The organism is Stenotrophomonas sp. YJH_SMC_122 (genome assembly GCF_059369535.1).
Genome location: NZ_JCAFST010000005.1, coordinates 79,480 through 97,494, shown reverse-complemented (window position 1 = coordinate 97,494; position 18,015 = coordinate 79,480). Strand labels below are relative to the sequence as shown.

Annotated in this window: 13 protein-coding genes; 3 read left to right on the top strand and 10 right to left on the bottom strand. The window is 61.3% G+C overall.

The features are described from left to right. Positions 1 to 189: 189 nt before the first annotated feature. The 5 genes from AC5P66_RS08820 to AC5P66_RS08800 form a co-directional block, all read right to left on the bottom strand. Positions 190 to 3,381 carry a helicase-related protein gene (locus AC5P66_RS08820; protein WP_495216212.1) on the bottom strand — a complete coding sequence of 1,064 codons (3,192 nt, stop codon included), beginning with the start codon at positions 3,379 to 3,381 and terminating at the stop codon, positions 190 to 192. Between the two features lie 14 nt (positions 3,382 to 3,395). After that, a complete protein-coding gene (locus AC5P66_RS08815; RefSeq protein WP_495216210.1) occupies positions 3,396 to 5,240 on the bottom strand; it encodes a phospholipase D family protein in 1,845 nt (614 codons plus the stop codon). Next, positions 5,237 to 6,427, bottom strand: coding sequence for a DUF6361 family protein (locus tag AC5P66_RS08810; RefSeq protein WP_495216209.1), 1,191 nt, complete (start codon positions 6,425 to 6,427; stop codon positions 5,237 to 5,239). The genes AC5P66_RS08815 and AC5P66_RS08810 overlap by 4 nt, the downstream gene beginning before the upstream one ends. Before the next feature lie 468 nt (positions 6,428 to 6,895). Continuing rightward, positions 6,896 to 7,510: a hypothetical protein gene (locus AC5P66_RS08805; RefSeq protein ID WP_495216208.1), complete on the bottom strand. Its 615-nt coding sequence runs from the start codon at positions 7,508 to 7,510 to the stop codon at positions 6,896 to 6,898. Between the two features lie 380 nt (positions 7,511 to 7,890). Continuing rightward, positions 7,891 to 8,082, bottom strand: coding sequence for a hypothetical protein (locus AC5P66_RS08800; RefSeq protein WP_495216207.1), 192 nt, complete (start codon positions 8,080 to 8,082; stop codon positions 7,891 to 7,893). A gap of 320 nt (positions 8,083 to 8,402) precedes the next feature. On the opposite strand from AC5P66_RS08800, the gene AC5P66_RS08795 reads away from it, so the two are divergent. Continuing rightward, on the top strand, positions 8,403 to 8,612 hold the full coding sequence (locus AC5P66_RS08795) for an antitoxin PaaA2 family protein (protein ID WP_495216206.1): 210 nt from the start codon (positions 8,403 to 8,405) through the stop codon (positions 8,610 to 8,612). Between the two features lie 143 nt (positions 8,613 to 8,755). On the opposite strand, the gene AC5P66_RS08790 is transcribed toward AC5P66_RS08795, so the two are convergent. The 5 genes from AC5P66_RS08790 to AC5P66_RS08770 all read right to left on the bottom strand — a co-directional run bounded on the left by AC5P66_RS08790 (position 8,756) and on the right by AC5P66_RS08770 (position 15,126). Then, positions 8,756 to 9,022, bottom strand: a complete 267-nt coding sequence (locus tag AC5P66_RS08790; RefSeq protein WP_197601257.1) for a helix-turn-helix domain-containing protein — start codon at positions 9,020 to 9,022, stop codon at positions 8,756 to 8,758. Positions 9,023 to 10,789: 1,767 nt separating this feature from the next. Continuing rightward, on the bottom strand, positions 10,790 to 11,656 hold the full coding sequence (locus AC5P66_RS08785) for a TniB family NTP-binding protein (protein WP_495216205.1): 867 nt from the start codon (positions 11,654 to 11,656) through the stop codon (positions 10,790 to 10,792). Continuing rightward, complete coding sequence (locus AC5P66_RS08780) at positions 11,653 to 13,140, bottom strand: TnsB C-terminal domain-containing protein (RefSeq protein WP_495216204.1); 1,488 nt, start codon at positions 13,138 to 13,140, stop codon at positions 11,653 to 11,655. The genes AC5P66_RS08785 and AC5P66_RS08780 overlap by 4 nt, the downstream gene beginning before the upstream one ends. A 1,114-nt stretch (positions 13,141 to 14,254) precedes the next feature. Beyond that, the gene (locus tag AC5P66_RS08775; RefSeq protein ID WP_495216203.1) at positions 14,255 to 14,575 is read right to left on the bottom strand and encodes a hypothetical protein; all 321 of its coding nucleotides are present in this window, start codon (positions 14,573 to 14,575) and stop codon (positions 14,255 to 14,257) included. Positions 14,576 to 14,646: 71 nt separating this feature from the next. Beyond that, positions 14,647 to 15,126 (bottom strand): GNAT family N-acetyltransferase, encoded by a 480-nt coding sequence (locus AC5P66_RS08770; protein WP_495216202.1) that lies wholly within the window; start codon positions 15,124 to 15,126, stop codon positions 14,647 to 14,649. Positions 15,127 to 15,259: 133 nt separating this feature from the next. Between AC5P66_RS08770 and AC5P66_RS08765 the strand changes: the two genes are divergently transcribed. Together AC5P66_RS08765 and AC5P66_RS08760 are read left to right on the top strand one after the other, a co-directional pair. Further along, entirely contained in the window at positions 15,260 to 17,455 is a 2,196-nt protein-coding gene (locus tag AC5P66_RS08765) for an AsmA family protein (RefSeq protein ID WP_495216201.1), read from the top strand. Between the two features lie 73 nt (positions 17,456 to 17,528). Further along, positions 17,529 to 18,014 carry a TspO/MBR family protein gene (locus tag AC5P66_RS08760; RefSeq protein WP_005416521.1) on the top strand — a complete coding sequence of 162 codons (486 nt, stop codon included), beginning with the start codon at positions 17,529 to 17,531 and terminating at the stop codon, positions 18,012 to 18,014. Position 18,015: the final 1 nt, after the last annotated feature.

Sequence of the window (18,015 nt, the reverse complement as noted above, 5' to 3'; positions counted from 1 at the left end):
GCTTTCAATGGCCGATGCATGCTTCGGCCCGTTCAATTCTAATTTGGCACCTATGAGCTAGCCATGATCCGTGGGGGTGCATGGCAAATATGCAAGCGGGGCAACATAAGCGAAGCCCATTGAGCGTGTCTCATCTCGAATGGCTGTTACGGGTCGGGAGCTGCCATGCCCTACCCCCGATAAACATCCCTAATCGGGAAGTAAGTCAATCCGCCACTGGTCCAGCAATGTTTGGATTTCTTCGCCGGCCTCATTGCGCGCCTGCAGGTGGCCCAACAGGTCCTGCTGGCGCGGCTGTGCGAACACCATGCGGTACAGCGCCAGGCTGCTCTTGAGACGGTCAAACCGCAGCTGGTCCTGGCTCATCGGGAACTGGAACACCTTCCTCTCCACCGCCGCGCCCCCGGGTGCCTCACAGATCCAGTACGGCACTAATCCCTTGATGTGGCATCCCTCGGCCTCTTTTTCCGCTTGCTCGAACAAACCATGCCATGGGTCCCCCGCCGCCGAGCCGGGCACGAAGCCGGAAAGCCGCGCCACGTTTCGGCGCACCGCCAGCCCCTTGTAGCGGTGTACGCGCCCCTCACGCTGCTCCAGGTCCACCGGATTGCCCGGCAAGTTCCAATGCACGATGGAGTGGCACCACGAATGGAAATCCAGGCCTTCCTGCCCCACTGACGTGGAGGCCAATACGAAGGGACGAAAAGGTGAATTGAATGCCTTCTGCAACGCATCTTTGCGTGCCACAACCTTGTCGTCCTCAGTAGCGTTGCCATAGCGCATGGCATACCGGCAGCGCATCGACAGGTTGCCATCCTCCTTGAGCCTGCCGTTTTCCAGCTTCACCGCCTCAGGATGCAGCTGGCTGGCCCGCACGTGGCCGGCGGCGCCCACGGCTTCGGCCATGGCTTGGGCGTGCGATCGCTTCTCGTCAGCCTCTGTTTCCTCGTGCAGCAGGTGCAGGTACTCGTCCAGCATCGCCTGCAGGTTGCCCTCGGCGCAGTACGCCAGCGCCTGCCGCCAGTACACCGCTTCGCCCTCGTGCTTGATGATGGCGATCGCCTCGGGCATGTTCAACTGGCGCCGCAGCACATCGGCCACCTTGACGGCCGCCAGGCGAAGGTCGATCTCGTTGGCCTCGGGCAGCAAACGCAGCATGGCGCGGAAGGCACACACGGCCGGCCCCCCCAGCGCCAAGTCAGCAAGTACCTCGGCAACGTCTGCCGGCCGCGGACCAAGGGTCTGCAGTCCCTTGGCACCAAAGCCATCGTTCCAGACCGCTTCCCAGTACGCCACGTGGCGTGCGAAGCCGTCGCCAGTCCTCTTCGCGGATGGGGTGTCTTCCTCCCCTCCTCCCTCGTCGACCAACAACGCCTGCGCTCCCCAGCCGTCACGGGCTTCCATCGGGCGCTCTGCGCGCTCCAGCATCAACAGCGTCAACCAGTACCAGCGCACGTCCGGTGGGCCAACCTGGTCAGGTTCATGCAGCCCAAGGCTCGCGATGCGTTGCTCAATGCGCTCAACGGTCTGCGCGCGTGCGTCGGCCAAGGTCAAGCTGCCTTTTGCCGCAGCGGAGAGCGCAAGGGGATCCACCAGCGTGGCCAGTGCGTGCGAAGGGAACATGAGCGCCAAGGTGCTCATGTCGTCATGGCCGTGATTGCCGCTGCTGAAACGGAGGCGCGCTCCCTTGGGCCTAGGCGTCAGTCCCTCCATGGCCAGCTGTTCTGCGTGGTAGGACAGCAGGCCGGCCACTGCATCGGGCACCATGTTCCAGCTGGAGAACACCAGCGTCTTGCTGAAGCGTGACACCTCCGCATACGCTCCTTCGCCCTGCCAATACGGTAAGGACGGCGGCACCCACAGCAGCCTCCAGCTCCCTTGGTCCTTCATTTCCCTGGCGAGCACATCCAGCCGCGGGTTGGCGGCCACCATGGGCTTGTAGGATTGCAGGGCGCTCTGCGTCAGGATCCGGTAGCGTGGGTGCTGGGCAAGCACTGTCCCCAGTGCCCGCTGGCTCTTACCTTCCATCATGCGCTTCTTGAAGGTGTAGCCGTCCTGGCGCATGAAGTTGAGCAGATAGGGGCTGGAGCGCCAGAACTCCATGGCATCGTTGGTCCCGCATTCACGGGCCAGCGCATCCACGCAGGCGTAATCGGCTAGGTCCTCGGCCGTGAGCGGGAGTGGCAGCGGCACATCGCGCACCATCGCATCACGGCCCTGAGTGGCTCCGACCCTCTCTGTGCGGCACATGACGCGCTTCAACTGCGATTCGATGCGTTGCTTGATCGCCCCTGCATCGCAGTTCCCTGCGCCCATGCCTACCAGCGCTGTGCGGAAGGCGGCTAGGTCAGCCGTCAACGCAGCCACCCTGTCCGCATCGTTGAACAGGAATTTTGCCGTGGCCAGGAAATCCTCGTAGTGGTTTTCCCGCTCCAGCTGCGACACGTACATCTTGTAGGGCGTGGCCGAAAGCAACAGAATTTTCGGCTTGCTTTCGTGGTTGAACAGCTCCTGCGCAAGTTCGGCGGCCGATGCCGCTCGTTCGGCATTTTCCTCTTCCTCCCGGTCGGGTGCATGCAGCAGTTCGCGGAAACGCTGGAACTCGTCCAGTACTACCAGGTCCGGCTTGAGTGCCTTGAGGCAACAGCGCGCCAACGTGTGGCGCAGCCACGCGGTATGTTCCAGCGCTTCGGCACGTTCTGCGTCGTCCAACGACCGCCTCAAGCGGCGGGAATGCTTCTGGCAGACCGCTACCAGTTTCCGGAACTGCTTCCTGTCCTGGCGGATTGCCTGGATGAATGCGCGAGTAATCCCAATGTCCGGCTCATCTTCCGCGTCCGAATGAACGAACTGGCTCCTCCAGTTTTCCTTCAGCCCGCCGCGCAGCACCCAGGCCAAACCCTTGCTGTCGAGCACCGTAACGCTCTGCAACATCCGATGGATGAGGATCCTTTCCCACTTCACTCCATCACGGCGGGCGGTTTCAAACGATGTGCCGGGCGTGAAGCTGATGAAGTTGACGCCGGCCTCTTCAAGCCCACTTTCACCGGATTGCCTCAACGCCAGCGGAAGCAGGGTGAGCCGCGTTGCGCGCACCACGGCTTTGGCCGATTTCAGACGAAGGCGGGACAGGTTCTGCGCTGCGATGGATGCGTTGGAACAGATATAGATGATGTCCAGGCGGCGCTTCTCTGCTGCCTTGTGCGCCACCACGCGTGCAATCAGGCCCTTGGCCACCTGAGTCTTGCCCAGCCCCACCTCATCGGCCACTAGGAAGCGCGATGCCGGCTCGGCATCTTCGTACATCCGGCGGAACGCGTAGTTCACCGTCTTCAATTGGAACTTCTTCAGCCGATCCAGCACCGGCGTCGGATCGGTCATGTCATGGTCCGCGCTCATCGTGCCCCCCCCTTGCCCACTGCCTTGCCCACCACGTTCCACAGAGCTACGAACTCATCGGGAAGGCAGGACTCCCCAGCCACCTCCCTGCCTTTGAGCCGCTTGACCACGCGGTCGATGGTCTGCAGCCGCTCCGGTTCGCGCGCGTAGATGCGCAACAGTCTTTCGAACAACGGGGAGTCCGTGGCCAGTCCCGCCGCGCCCTTGCCTTTGGGGCTCTTGGCCTCCCCTCCACTCGCGCCCCCTGCCAGGGTGGGATCGTCCAGCAGCAGGCCCAAGTAGCGAAGGAACGCTGCGCGGTTGCCCAGCAGATGGGCCATCAAGGCATCTCCGCGATCACCTGGCGCATCCTTCAGCTTCGCTTCCAGCGCGAAGCAGACCGAGCCAACGCCGAGTGCCGCCGCGCGCACATCCTCTAGCGCCAGCCGGAAGCCAACTAGTGCACTCACCTCGTGGCTGGCGAAGGTTCCCAGCTCTGCCTTGCCCCCCACCACCGGTTGGGCACGCTCGGCCAGCACGGCAAGCGGCCATGCCTGCAGCGTGCAGCCCTCAATGTGGAGATTGCTGCTGGACAGCAACAGCTTCCAGCCTGCATCCTGCGCCCGCGCGCAGGCCATCACCCACTCCACCTTGGCCACTTGGGCACGTAGCGTGTCGAGCCGGTCCTCGATCTCACGACGCTCGGCCACTTCGGGGTCCGGTTCCGCAGCGGGCGTGTAGCTGTCGAGCATCGGCGCCAGGTACTTCTCGCCCAGCCACTGGCTGGGGGATGGCAGCTTCCGCAGCATGCCGCTCAGTTCCGCCACCACCTCCACGTTGGTACCTTCCTGCAAGATCCGGTTGGTGTAGTTGGCCGAACCGACCGCAACGTGTACCCGCTGCCCGCGCTGGAACACCGCCATCTTCGCGTGCAGGCCATGCAGCATGTCACCATCGACATCCTCTTCACCCTCGGAGAGGTCCGCCTCCGGCTTCAGCACGTGCACGCCCCCTAGGCCATCCAGCACGCTGGGCGATACCTGGTCCAGCTCATCGCTGCGGCTGATCACCTGCACGGCGCCGCTACAGCGGCTGGCCATCACCTGCAGCGCGTGGCCGGCCACGAAGGGTGAGATGATCAAGGCTTCACTGGTATTTCCATCATCGGCAAACGGAACCCACGGTGCTGGACGCGTGCCCATGCCCAGCACGTGCAGCTGCAGTTGGGTAAACCCTTCCGGCAGTTCCCACTTGGCCCGTTCGATGTCCTTGGCCAGGGAGCTGATCATGGCCTGGCGGGCCGCGTCGGGCGCCTTGCCCACCACGTTCAGCGGCAGCCAGCGCAGCAAGTCTGCCACGGCCTTGTTCCGGTTGTCTTCCGGCTTTGCCGGCATTGGCTCACCCTCCAGGCACAGGGTGAGGTCCCAGCAGCGGTCCCATGTCAGGTTGCGCGTCAGTACCAGCAGGCGCACGCGGTGTTTCGGCGTCGTGCCCTTGTTCTCGGCAATGAAGCGCAACGCCCATAGCTTTGGGTGGAAGCTGCCACCATGCTTTGCTCGCACCTCATGGACCATGCCTTCGGCCATCACGGCCAGCGCATTGCCGCGAGCCGGGGCCCCGACCCGCCCGCGTTCGCAGAAGACGGCCAGTTTCTGGCTGGCGCGGCGCAGGCCTTCCAGTGCCCGCACAGGGTCATCCTCGGCGGTGCCTTCCTGCCCTGGGAGCACTGCCATGTGCGCCGGCAGCCCCAGCAAGGCCCCCAAGGACAGGCTGTAGGTCGTCGCCACGCCGGCATCGAAGCGGTAGCCTGGCGGTGGCTGAAGAGCCTCGGTGAGCGTGCTGCGATCATTGGGTTCGATCATGCGGCCTCCAGGCCATGCAACAGGTCGGCAAGGTGGGTTTGGGTGATCGACCAGCGATAGTTGAGCCGCCCCACACCCGACGCACCGTTCCAGCGCGGCAGGTTCTCGGCGCGGAAACGGGAAAGGGTGCCCTTCATGTCGCCCTCGCGGCGCTTGATCAGTTCGCGCGCACTCGCGCCGTCGGCCTTGCCGGCGTGGACCAGTGCCAGCCACTCGTCCACGAAGCGGCGCAGCGATGGGTGGACGGGCTTCCCACCTTGCTGCACCTGCTCCCAGAACGCGGGCATGTCCCACGTATCAAGCTTCAACGCAGGCACGTTGTCGATCCAGCGCTCGAGCGCTGCGTCGTACTCCGTCTTGCGCTCGGTGTTGCCCGACGCCTCGGCCAGCGCCAGGTTGTAGAGCAGCGCAGCACCAAGGGCGAGGTCCGAAAAGCGGTGCGCATGCGCCACCAATGCCTGCAACAGCGCCGGCGCACGCCGCAGCTGCGGGTGAAGCCACGGCAGGCCTGCGTCCTTGCAATCCCGCAACCTGACTTCATCCTGCGCCAGCCAAGTCAACAAGCTAGTGGGATGATGGCGCTTCCACTGTTCACGGATGAAGGTGGCCTCTTCCCGAGTCAGCGCGAACGAACCCTCATCCAGCGCAGTGGATGCGACCAGGGTCGGGATGTCAGCGTGCCAGGTTGGGGCCAGTGAATCCAGATCCTCCAGCCCATCCTCATAGCGGAGCTTCTGGCGGCGTTCGTCGCGGATCTGGTCGATGGCCGCGTAGTAATCCCGTTGTGAACCGGCGCGCACCAGGATGCCCCACGAGCGCAGGCCGGCCCAGTACACCGAGCTGGCCAGCCGCTTGAGCGTTCGCTTTGATGACTTTCCGAACGCCCCATCCTCCGCTTCTAAACGCTCGTTAAGGACCAGTTCCCGGGTCCGCGCGCGGTCGGCGAAGTCCTTAGCCGCAACGTTCGAGTGCTCCAGATCGATGAACATGCGGGGCAACAGCAGCATGTATCGCAGCCGGGTCTGGATGACCGAGGTTCCCGGGAACAACTGGTCTGAAAGCGCATCGCGGATACGCCCGATTCCCAGCTCATCGCGGGTATCGGGCTCTTTGAACAATGCCAGCAGCCGAGTGCTGCGATCGTAGGCGGTGGCGTCATGATCAAGCCACTTCAAGCTGGATGCCATCTCAGGCCCTCCAGCACGGCGGCGCGCACGCAGGCGCGTTTCGCAGCACGCGGTGTGTGCGTCGGAATGGATGATGCATGGTGTTCCCCTCTTCCTTTATCTGATGCTGCGCCTTCAACCTCCTTGAAGGCGCTCGGTCACGGCTCTATGGTTACGCGTTGCTCCAAAGAGTGGCATTCTTCTGCATTAACGTACAACGATCGTGTAGATGCCAATTTTACTTCCGACTCCACTCTCGATTATCGCAGCAGAAGTCTCACAAGTTGATATTGGAATCGACGTTGGAATGGCAAGAACGAAGCGATCCAGCGCTTCTTCCTGGAGTTTCAAAAGTAAGTTCAGCATCCCCCGGCCCACCCCCGATGAACATCCCTAATCCGCGGCTGACCGTGACCTTCTGCGGTCTTTTGCCCTTAGGGCCATGATTGAACTGAGAATTCAGCCCCTGGCACAGCTGACATTCAAGACCTAAATCTCCCCTAGATCCTTGAGCACGGCCTGCCCCTTCTGCAGGAACCCAACCAGCAGTCGACCTCCCGCCACATTTCGTCCCATTTGCTTATTGAGGTAGCTCGCCTGCAGACGCGCATGGGACAGAATATCCGTCTGGGCCATGCTAGGCGTCACGGACTGGAGCGGCTCGCCCGGCGACGCCAGCTGCCCCCCGATCTGCTGGACCACGCAAAGGCGCCCGCTGTCACTCTTGGCATATGCCGTGGCCATCATCCGGCCGTTCTTCGGCGACCATCCGCCAAGCACCAACTCGGTTCCGAGCTGCTCGATCGGCAGTCCTGCCTCGGCTGCCGCCTTCTCGTAGTTCGGCCACAACTGGTCCACCACCAGCCCCAACTCAGCGGATAGCTGTTCCATTGTGAAGTCTGCGCGGAAGCTGGCTTGGAGTACTAGCTCATGAATTCGGAGGAAGAACTGCGTAGAGCCTCGCGTAGCAAGCATCAGGTTGTGCTGAGGGATCAGCAGCAGCTTCGCCCCTGCGGAATGTGCCCCTGTGAGAGCATCCTCTGCAAGTGTATCCACTGCGACGACAAGGTGGTCACGAGTGAGCAGAAGGTTGAGAATGCTCATAGCGGGCTCGCCTAGATGTTCGCAGACTATCGCCGTCCACTCCCCTTCCTGTCCAGACTGCCATGACCTCCGAGATCACAGAAATCCTTGATCGCCTCCAAGCATGCCAGGCCGCACTTGAGATGCACCGCGGCTACCTCAAGGCAATGGAGTATGCGCTTCGGGTTTCGTTTCTAACACACTAAGATCCAGGAGTTCTGCTCGACACCGTGGACCAGATTGCTACCTTCGATCACTCAAAGTCACGAGAGAAACGGCGGCCAGGAATTTGCAGCCGCATTTCAGCAATCCCTGAAAGTTCTCACCGAGCAGATTGGCGCGGCGCTCCAACGAGGCCAATCAGGCACGCTTGAGTGAAAGCCTGAGTGTAAATAGGCCAATCAAAAGCGCTTTGTATAACGCTCAGGCAATGGGTCCCGCTCCGGCAACCCGGCGAGATACGCTTCAAGAGCATCAACGGATTGCGCGTAGTGAATCGCCATATCGATCATCTCAAGCCCCTGAAATGATCCCGTGTTCCAGATCTTGTCGCTCTCCGACGAGGTCAGCTTCCGGCCCAGTTTGGCTTCCATCGCCGATTGCGTTGCCGCAGACACCAGCCGATTCCGCTCCGATGGTGTTGTCATGGCGGGTCTAGTTCCTCCATTCTGATGGAGGAACTATGCCCCCGCTTCCAGTCCAGAGCAAACGCCAAGCCCAGAAATGCAAGCGATCACCTAAGCCGCAAGCGGCAAGCGGTGCCTCGATCGGGGAGCACGCCTGCGCACGTCTGCTTCCGGGCAAGAGCCGATAGTCGCCCTACCCCCGATAACGCACGCTAATCAGCGCCGCCATATCTCGGAGGCCTGCTCTCCCATTTCCACCACTCCGGAACCAGCGCTACACTTCGCGCATGACCGACCGTGCCAGCCCGAATGCAGAAGAATGTGAGGCCGCTAAAGCGAAAGCGGCCTATGAGGCTTGGCTGCGAAACAAGGTGGCGGCGAGTGTGAGCGACACTCGCCCTAGCATTACGCATTCAGAAATGGAACGCAGGATGCAGCAGCGCATCCAAAGACTGAAAGCTTCCAAAGCCGGCAGTCCAGATCCAGACAGTGTCTGACGCACAGAAAATCGCCCAGTTGCGGGCAATCTCTAACGTCAAACGTAAGCAGCGCAGAATTTAGGGCCGTCCACCCAGATCTGAACTTATTCAGATTTCAGCGAGCCTGCCCCAGGATCCGGATGCAATTACAGGATCGTGTGTCAATCCTGTTTGGATTTAGAGACACCTAGAGCTCGACCAAGGTCTTCAACTAGGGAGCTCGCAGCCAGTCCCAGCTGAGTGGTGAGCTCGATGAATTCGACGACGTCCAACCGCCGCGCACCCGCTTCCACCGCCGAAAGGCGTTGCTGGGGCCAGCCCAGCAGACTGGCCACCTCCGTCTGGGTCAGGCCCATCGCCTCCCGGCGCGAGCGCAATTGGTGCACCAGCTCTCGGTAAGCCTGCGTGTAGATCGTCTTCGAGCCCATGGCCGCCTTCCAGAAGCGACCAAGGAATCTATGACCCGGTACCGAATACACGAAAATCGTGTAGCCTGACATCAGACGCCAAGTCGAGTGCCTTCATGCCACGACGGAATGCGAACCCGGACTCTGCGAGTTTGCCGCAAATCCCAGCAAGCCTAAGCCTGGCGCGCCTGTTGGCCTGGTGGGCATTTGAGCTCTCTACCTCGCGGGCACTCCGTGTTTCACCCTCTGATCGCCTAAGCTCGCGGCTATTTCGTGAGCTGGAAGAGGCGATAGTCTTCTCGGCCATCAACGAAGGCAGCCGGATGGCAAGAAGATCCCTGCTAGGACCATGGTGCTGGCAGTACCATTCAGCCGGCTTTACCAGCGACCAGCTTTGCGCAGCTCTTCAACGTGCGATATCTGCCTACCAGTCACGCGACAGCTGGCAACTGGAGTGCTCAACAATATGGCGCTCTTTGGTAGATGCTGAATCGTTCGAGTACTTGCTGCACCTCCTAGGCCAGCACCGCCTTGATCTGCCGATCGAGCTAGCAAGTGATAGTGCGCTCGCGGAGCTATGGGCAGAGCATTCGCTCGGACGTCGCCGCTATCTCGCCTGGTACGCCGTAAGAGGCGCGTCTGCCGCGCTTCTGCGCAGCGGCTTGAATCAAGCTTCAGCAGGACAAGCGCTACGGGACGAACTTAGACGCCGAAGTCGATGGCTACAGCATTGCGATAGCCCTCATGCCGACAACTCTGCAAACTTCTGCTTCGCGCCACCGCGACATGGCGGCACGACCTTGATGGTTCAGCTATTTCTTAGTGACTTGGCGCCGATCGGGAGCGCGTACTGGAGCCGCATCCCCGGATCCCTCGATCATCTCCAGTCATCGACGAGGTCGTGCGTCATCGCATCACCTTCGAACATATGAAGATGAAAGATGACTCCGCCATGCGTCCCGGCGACGGGACAATGTGTCGACCACTCCGGATAGCTGCTTTCCGTACTCGCAGTACCCTCGATTTCGCCAACGGCGCTCAAGCCATACCCAGGCATTAAGCGGCCAGCGTGGAAGCGCTACGGCGAGCTCCCCCCGAATTGCAAGCCACGCCCTCCAGGCACCAAAGAGCGCGGAGAGACGATCCGCCCTTTCAAGCGAACCCACCCTGCAAGGCTCACCTGGCTCATGGCGGCGACCAGGTGGACCCTTCAACCATCCCCTCTCCCGCAGTTCCCAGTCAGCTTCCGTACTAGCAATAGGACCGCGATCAGGTCCCCAGTTGCGAGCCCCGGCAAGCAGGAGATCGCGCCTGAAGTGCCTCTCAAGCTGGCCGATGTATTCGTCAACCCGCCACTCTTTGAGCCACAGATGCCAACGCAGTAATTCATCATGCTCATGGATGCTCACTTGCGCCCAAGGCAAGCTGTCACCTAGCAGCAAGCCATGATCCTCGCAACAGATAGTTCTCACATCAAGCCACGCGGCTGCCACGGGAAACCGCTCTCCCCAAGGCTCCTTTACCCTGCAAGAAGTGCACCGTAGTACACGCAATCTGGGGCCGATTCGAAAATCGACAGGTACAACCTCAACCGACCCCAGCCCAGGCGGAAGTCCACGCCACGCTCTCCGACCTAGAGGTCTCTCCGGCTCATGAGGATCGCAGGCGCACCAGTCCCACCAGTCATCCTCGCTCAATCCTAGACAGCGTCGGGTCGCATCCAGCCAGGAGCGAACACTTTCACCGGGGTAGACGCCGGGAAAGACTGGAAGATCCGTGATGTCCATTCTATGCCCCCTCCCCCACAAATCCGTGTCCAAATGCTCGCTCTAGGAGGGCCACGTCTATACGGGGCAGTCGCTCTGCCTCCGCCAGTCTCCTGGCTGCAGATATCACCTCAAGCACTTTTGAAGTTGAGCAGCAGCCGCGCGAGACCATCCAGCGCACGGTCGCCTGATCATCCAGCCCGGAGGGCTGAGGCAGACCCAGCTCTGCTTCAACACTGGCAAGAAACGAGCGAAACGACTGGGACTCAGTCCAGAGTGGGATCTCCACGCGTGTGAAGCGCGATTGCAGTTGCTCGTCTGCCGCCAGCACGTTGACTAGGTTCATGGTTGAGGCAATCGAGATGGTCACCCCTCTATTTGAGATCGCTTTGATAAAAGCCAAAGCTTGCTGCTGTGTTGATCTACCAGCATTGAGAAGGTTTCCTGCCTCGTCTATAAGAATCTGACGGACTCCGCACCCAGACAACAATGTCAGGGCAGTTTCACACAGCAGGGATGGCCTACGCACGACATACCCCCCCGGTAAGCACGCATCGATGATCGACCGTGCCAACTTGCTGTGGTGACCGTCATAGGGCGCCTCTACATAAATCACCTCCCTCTGCCTTGCGGGGGAATCATGTGCAAGCGGCGCGACCTGCTCCAAATAGTGCACCTGAAGCCGCGTCTTTCCTGCACCCGGCCCGGCGGCCAGGTGGACACACTTGGGTCGATCCCTACCGGCCTCATGCCTACGGAGATGACTGGCAAGCTTCAGATAGGTGACCGCAGCCGGGTGCGGTATAAAACGAAACGAGTGAACTAGCCCCAACCCTCTCCGACTAGAATCCTGATTCGTCGTTGGCTGATTGACCTTGGGGCCGTTCATTCGACCACCCCGTCATCCCAGCTGAAAGGAGACACACCGCGTGTGTAATCGACTTTAGGCTTTTCAGCGCTTTGGGTCACCAGTGGCATTCTCGCAATCTTCTTTCTTGCTGCCTTAGATGATCTCTCTGCCTCTACAACGATTGATCGCTGGCGTTCGATCGCCTCAAAAACTTCAGCCTCTTCAAATGCCGCCCTTCCTCTGGCCCTCAGCTCAGATCGGGCCTCTCGCACTTCCCATAGAGAAAACGCGCCTTGTGATCTGTCGAGCAGAGGAACATCGATAAAACTATCCCCCTGCATCAGGTACACCTTGCTCAGGTCGCGTTGGCTGAAGTGGATTTGATGGTCCTGTCGATCATTGATGAGGGGCGCTAGGCACGGATCCCAATAGCGAAGGCCATTGACCACTACGCCGTCTCGTCCAACCCGCCTCGTTACAGAAGGGAAGAAAGCTAGCAAGAAACCTCTTTGGTCCCCGATGATTGGAGGGATCAAATTCTCCCCACTGCTTCCCTTCCAAGCATCCTCCCACGCCGCCGCGGGAGTCCCCCCTCCCAGACCCCGGTGGGGCCTATTGTGATAGTGCCCGGCGATTTCTTCCGCAAGCCACCTCTCAAGATCGTTGAAAGACATTGCTGCACGCTTCTCGGACGAGTAGTCGCCACGCGCTTTCACGTTCGAGAACGTCGTCCCTGGCAACAAATGAACCGCCCCCATCATGGTCCCTATCACGCGTTCCACATAGGCTCCATAGTGCGGACTACGCACTGGCCTCTCCTGGATGCGAATTCCATATCGCTCGCACTGTGCCTTTACACCCTTCGCCTGAAACGTCTTCGCGTTATCCCAATGAATGCACTCGGCTTTCCCAAACATGGGATAAGAGACGTCGACGCCCAACTTCTTCATCCATGCACCTTTCGGAAAAAAGGCATGTTCGAGCGTATGGGCCACTGACGTCTGATTCGGTGTATCGAAGCTAAGGTAGTAGCCCAGGATGCACCTCGTGTAGACATCAATTGCAACCGTGAGCCATGGTCGACCAATTGGCTTTCTAGTTACGCTGGAGACCACGATTAGGTCGACGAGAGCGTGATCGATCTGTACCGCCTCTAGAGCCCTGGACACCCTCAGTCCATTCACTGAAGGCGCTTGGCGCGCCATTCCCTCGTGACTACCTAACCGCTTCTTGGCCACGGCCAGTGGATCACGTTGAGCGATGCGCGCGAGGACTGCTCTTCTTCCAGGCGCGACGACTCCAGCCTCTGCAGCCAGTCTGCCCAGACGACGTACCACAGCAGCCACCGGGCGTTTCTCTCGCGATAGATAGACCTCCTCAATTGCTCTATCAATCAAGCTTTCAACAACGGGGGCAAGCCGGCGACTGCCGGGGAGCGGGCCAGGCATGCAGTTCAACTGTGATGCGGGAATCGGATTTTGAAGGTAGGCCTTGAGCTTCCGCCTTACGGTACGCGCACTCACCCCCATCTCATGTGCAAGTTCCGCGTACCCTGCACTAGGGACTCTCCCCGGATGCTTAACTAATAGGCACGCAAGCGCGTCGCACCACCGCTGTGATTGAATTTCCGCGTCAGGATCAGCATCAACCGAAGCTCGCACAGAGCGTTGTTGGGAATCTGCGACAAAGGGAGAGATCATGCTGGCGTCCGCCCACAAAAACTCGGAGGTGCCGTTCACCTTTAGGTGAATTCGGCCTTCCCCGTGAATGCTCACCACCGTGACTGCTCGCCCCTCACATACAACCACTAGGCCCTTTCTGATCTTCAGATCCGGGGCAACACTTTTCGTTCTTCTTGGCGTTTTCATTGAACTGTCCTCTGGCAGAAGACAGCAGCTGTCCAGCCCTCTTGACGACGGGAGAGCAAAGTGGGAGGCTGAGCGGCATAGGAACCACAAACCTATTTTTTGGAATGGCTCGGGCTGCCACCCGGGCCATTCTGCGTTTCAGCCAAGACGGCTGCCGAATCACGCCATGCTATGAACCCCGACGTCAAAGGTTCAGAGGTGATAGCACGGACTGATCGTTCGGGCAATGCAAGCTGTTGAATAATATAGTTTTTATACTAAGTTTTGCTGAAAAACTGTTCACTTTTACAATGGGCGAAGTTTGTGTCACTAGCGCGAGATCTGACCTAACATCGTGTCACTGTGACGCCCGACCCTTGCTGCAAGGAATGCTTGAGAGGAGGAGTTCCTCGTAAGCCATTGATCGTACAGGCTCGCATTTTGGGACAGGATCTAGGAACGCTGACACACGCCCCTGATCCACTCCAGGCGCCGGCCTGATTGTCAGTGATTCGATCACTGCCAACCGCCCTTTGGGCTTCCCTCAACCTCTGCACGAATGGCAAAGGATCTTGCGGATCTGACAGTGGCGGGTAAAGACGGCTTTGCGGGCGTAGTTTTGCCGCTGATCTTGCCGTGGCTGCACGCCAGCCTGGCAAGAGCGCTTTCGCCGATTCGGCACCAACAACCGAGGCCTCAGGAGCGCGTTCTGGCACCCCAGCCGTAGCCACTCAATGGTCGTGACGCGTCACGCTATTGGGCCGTTCCATGCCGGCGAGCTCCATGCCATCTAGGTGCGGGACCGCGTCGATGCGCTGAGGATGAGCGCCACATACGCAATCAACGTGCCGGCCGCCAAACCCCAAACCTCCATCTCCCAGTTCCTCCGGTACGGGGATGGGCCTGTCACCGCCCAAACCAACAGCAAGGCGGCCGTCACCAGCACCGTCCTGTTGGCGATGGAAATGAGCTTGTCTGCAGATTCATGGCCCAGATTGGGATCCCATCCGAAGAGCCAACGCAGGCGCTTCCAGTAGTCGTGCCCCACAGCCAACAGAAAGAGGAACGCACCCGCCAGCAGGCTCAGCAAAAACTGTACCAATGGATTCAAGGGACATCCTCAGGAATTGTGCAGCCAGCCTCGGCTGGATATCGCCGACCACGTGCGACCAACGCATCGCATCACAGGAACGTGTGCATCACAAAGACATCCACCAGACCCAGCGTCCCATGCCGGAACGCCTTCGGTAGCGTTCCCACCACATCGAACCCCAGCTTCCGGTACAGCGCCACGGCCGGGGCATTGGTACTGACCACGTAATTGAACTGCATGGCCAGGAATCCTTCCGCCCTCGCCCGCTCCAGGCTGTGTTCCACCAGGGCCCGGCCCACACCTTGCCCTTGTGCCGACGCATCCACCACATACGTGGCGCTGGCCACATGCGCCCCGAGGTCAGGGAAGTTCGGGCCCATCTTGTACATGCCCACCACCCGCCCCTGCAGAACGGCCACATAAGGTGTCTGCGGCAGGAGCCAATGCGCGCGAAACGTTTCGACTTCAAAAGAGCCGGCAAAGGGCAGCGCATCCTGCGCCGCAATGGCCGTCTTGAACATGCCCCACATCGCGTCGAAATCGCCTGCACGGGCGGGCCGGATCTCCATGCGTCTCCTGCAGATTTGTGGTCGTGACCAGGCCGGACACTACCAGAATCCAGCGCCCGCCCCGCAGCTGCTTCACGCGCCACCGCCATCGGCTCCGCAATAGTTGTGGAAATTCCGGCCCTCAGAGCAGTAGATGTCTCCTGTTTCCGTGCACATCCCGCAGCGGCTTCGACGGTGGCGCGTTCCCGCCTACGTCCTGCTGGGCATCTACCTGCTGTACCTGCTGGCCGGCAACATCTTCCTCAATACGCCACTGTTCGATCAGGTCACCAACCGCAAGCCGCACAAGTTCGTGATGACCACCGGCCCGGCCATCACGCTGCTGCCCGGCCATGTCATCGCCTGGAACGTGCACATGCGCGGCCACGTGAACCACACGGTCTACGTGCTGCATGCCGAGCGCGCCAGCGCCCGGTTGGCGGTGCTGCCCCTGTTCCAGCGCGAGGTGCGGGTTCCGCGCTTGCAGGCGACGGGGGTTTCCGCCGAGATCAGCCGCGTCGAAGAAGCCATCCCGCCACCGCCGCGCAGCGACCGCGGCTGGACGCTCCGTTTCGACGCCATCCACAGCGACAGCATCCGCAGCGCACGCTTTGGCAAGTTGCTGATCATTGGCAAGGGCCGGGGTACGGTGGGCTTCCTCAAGCAGCTGCGCGGCGGGCCGTCGGAGCTCTTCGAATCCGAGGTGGCGTTCAGCGATGCGGACACCAGTTTTGACGGCGTGCAGCTGTTGGGCGACATGGATCTCACAGCGCGCTTCAGCTATCCGCGCCACTATCGGGACCAGGCGCCCGGTCTGGCCAAGTTGAAGCTGCTGCATGCCCAGCTTGAGGTCGACGCCCGCAGCCAGGGCCTGCGCATGGACACGGATGCCACAACGCCGAAGATCTCCAGCGCGCCCGTACCCGGACGCCTGCAGCTGGCGCTGCACCTGATCGACGGCCAGCTGCAGCCCGGGGACCGCGCAATCTGGCAGGTGCCGCTCTACCTGGGTGATGGTGCCCCCAATCGCGGCGTCCTGGCCCTGCAGCTCAATGTGTCCAACGACCTGCGCCTGCAGGCCCGCCTGCCGCCCAAGCCCGGCTCAGGCAGTGAAGTGGATGCGGATCTGCGCGTCCGTGGCCGGGAAATCCCCTTCCAGCAGCCCGCCCAGCTGCTGGAACGCAGCTCTGGTACCGTGCGCGGCGAATGGACGTTCACTTCGCTCAACTGGATCCCTGCCCTGTTCGTTCGCAAGCCGTGGCTGCAGCTGGACGGCGGTGGCACGCTGAAAGCGGATCTGCGCGTGCGCAACGGCGAACTGATCGAAGGCAGCACCGTGGACATTCCGGCCGCCGAAGCCGTGGCCGAAGTCGCCGGCGTACGACTGGCGGGCACGGCCAGCGCCCATGGCGAATTGAAGGCCGGCAGCCCCAGCCAGGCACAGCTGGCTGTCCGGCTGCCACGATTCACTGCACGGCCAACCGATGCCAAGGATGTGCGCCTGTTCGACGGCCGTGATCTGGCCCTGGACCTGACCGGTGATGGTCGCCTGCAGGAGCTGCGCAAGGGTGTCCGCGCGCACCTGCGCTTCAGCCAAGCAACGATTCCCGACCTGGCCGCCTACAACCGCTACCTGGACTCGCCGCAGGTGCGACTGCTCCGTGGCACCGGCAGCCTGAGCGGCGATGCCACGCTCGACACCGATGGACGCGTCGGCCATGGCACTGCCCGGCTGCTGGGGCGCAATGCCAGTGCCAAGGTGGCAGGACTGGATATGGGCGGCGACATCGACGTGAAGGCAACACTGCGCCGCGGTGACTTCAATCAGCGTCATTTCGATCTGTCCGGCACCACCGTCGAACTTCGCAATGTGCAGGTGGCGGGCGCAGAGCGGGCAAGCGCATGGAAAGGCCGCGTGGCCTTCAAGCGTGGCCGCATCGACGCGCAGTCGCCCTTCCAGGTCGATGCCACCACGGATCTGGATCTCAGCGATGCCCGGCCGTTGCTTGCACTGTTCGCAGAGCGTACCGACTACCCGCGCTGGACCCTGTCGCTGTTGGATTCCGGCCAGGTGCAGGCACGGGCGACGCTGCGCTGGCGCCCGGGCCATCTGATCATCGATGGACTGCAGGCCGAGAACGATCGGCTTTCGGTACGCGCGCGGCTGGATCTGCTCGACCAGCGCAAGCGCGGTGATCTCTACCTGCGCTGGGGGCTGCTGGGTGCGAGCATCGAGCTGGACGGTGACCAGCGCCAATGGCACCTGGCGAAGGCAAGGGAGTGGTTTGACCAGCGACCTTCCCTGCTGCCAGCGAGCCAGGGAGCCGGTGCCGTCGGCTCTTCAGATTGAAGGCCGACAGCCTGCATCCATTCGCTGCCCCTGTGCGTAGACAGGCCGCATACGTATCAAGGAGCTGCACGGTATGAAGCGGAGTTCACAGGTTTCCGGACTTCTGGGATGGGTGGCGATCACCTTCGTCGCGGCAACCCTGGGGGCGTGGGCGTCCACGTCCGCAGCAAGCTTCTACGCCAGCCTTGCCCTCCCCGCATGGGCACCACCGGCCAGCGTCTTTGGCCCGGTGTGGACACTGCTCTACGCCATGATGGCGGTTGCCGCGTGGCTGGTCTGGCGCGAACGCGGTTGGCGCGGCGCACGGCCCGCGCTGCTGCTCTATCTGGTGCAGCTGGCCGTCAACGCGCTATGGAGCTGGCTGTTCTTCGGCTGGAAGCTGGGCGCGCTTGCCTTCGCCGACATTCTTGTATTGATCGTGTTGGTGTGCGCGACGATCGTCACGTTCGCGCGCATCCGCCGGCTTGCGGCGGTGCTGCTGCTTCCTTACCTTGCCTGGATTTCGTTCGCCTCGGCGCTCAACTTCGCCGTCTGGCGGGCCAATCCAGGGCTGCTGTGAC